Source organism: Virgisporangium aliadipatigenens (assembly GCF_016863615.1).
Lineage (GTDB): Bacteria > Actinomycetota > Actinomycetes > Mycobacteriales > Micromonosporaceae > Virgisporangium > Virgisporangium aliadipatigenens.
In genome coordinates this window covers 1-1532 of the sequence record NZ_BOPF01000095.1, presented here as the reverse complement: position 1 = coordinate 1532, position 1532 = coordinate 1, and the positions used below count along the sequence as shown (strand labels likewise).

1 protein-coding gene is annotated in these 1532 nt (G+C 71.5%); it reads right to left on the bottom strand.

The window, feature by feature from the left end; genetic code table 11:
* The coding region (locus tag Val02_RS48520) for a hypothetical protein (RefSeq protein ID WP_203905880.1) at nt 1-1532 on the bottom strand (1532 nt) is incomplete at both ends.

Sequence of the window (1532 nt, the reverse complement as noted above, 5' to 3'; positions counted from 1 at the left end):
GAGCGTGTAGGTGCCCTCGGACGTGGTCACGCTCGCGGCCGGCGTGGCGCCGTCGAGGAGAGTGGCCGAGCCGGACTCCGGGACGGTGACCGTGACGGCCTGGGCTGCGCTGCCGAGACCCACCGAGGTGAGCGCGGGCGGGGTCGGTGCGGCGGGTTTGGTGACGGTCGGGGTGTAGGTGTTGGTGCCGTTCTGGGCGTAGGCGTCGGTGATCCGGTAGGTGACTGGTGTGGTGGCCGGTCCGGAGAAGCCGAGCACCGGCGTGAAGGTGATGGTGGTGCCGGAGAGGACGTAGGTGCCTTCGGCGGTGGTGACCGTGTTCGCCGGTGTGGTGCCGTCGAGCAGGGTCGCCGTGCCGGAGGTGGGGATGGTGATCGTGGTGGTCTGGTCGGCGGTTCCCACGCCGGTGGAGGTCAGCGCGGGCGGCGTCGGGGCGGCCGGCAGTTGGGTCGACGCGGTGGGCGTGTAGGTGTTCGTGGCGGTCTGGCCGTAGGCGTCGGTCACCCGGTAGCCGACCGGGGCCGTGGCGGTGCCGGTGAAGCCGCCGGCCGGCGTGAACGTGATCGTGGTGCCGGTGAGCGTGTAGGTGCCCTCGGACGTGGTCACGGTCGTGGCCGGTGTGGTGCCGTCGAGCAGGGTGGCCGAGCCGGACGCCGGAACGGTGACCGTCGCCGTCTGTGCGGCGGAGCCGACGCCCGTGGAGGTCAGCGGTGCGGCGATCGGGCCCGCGGGTTTGGTGACGGTCGGGGTGTAGGTGTTGGTGCCGTTCTGGGCGTAGGCGTCGGTGACCCGGTAGATGACCGGGCTCGTGGCCGCACCGGAGAAGCCCAGCACCGGCGTGAACGTGATCGTGGTACCGGACAGGACGTAGGTGCCCTCGGCGGTCGTCACCGTCGTCGTCGCCGCGGAGCCGTCGAGCAGCGTCGCGGAGCCCGACGTCGGGACGGTGATCGTCGTGGTCTGGTCGGCCGTTCCGACGCCGGTGGAGGTCAGCGCGGGCGGCGTCGGCCCGGCGGGCGCGGTGACGGTCGGGGTGTAAGTGGAGTCGGCGTCCTGGGCGTAGGCGTCGGTGATCCGGTAGGTGACCGGGCTGGCGGCCTGACCGGAGAAGCCGAGTACCGGAGTGAACGTGATCGTGGTGCCGGTCAGAACGTAGGTGCCTTCGGCGGTGGTGATCGTGTTCGCCGGTGTGGTGCCGTCGAGCAGCGTCGCGGAGCCGGAGATGGGGATGGTGATCGTGGCGGTTTGGTCGGCGGTACCGACGCCGGTGGAGGTGAGTGCGGGCGGTGTCGGTGCGGCGGGCTTGGTGACGGTGGGGGTGTAGGTGTTGCTGCCGTTCTGGGCGTAGGCGTCGGTGATCCGGTAGGTGACCGGGCTGGCGGCCGGTCCGGAGAAGCCGAGTACCGGCGTGAACGTGATCGTGGTGCCGGTCAGGACGTAGGCGCCCTCGGCGGTCGTGACCGTGTTCGCCGGTGTGGTGCCGTCGAGCAGGGTGGCCGAGCCCGACGCCGGGATGGTGATCGTGGCGGTCT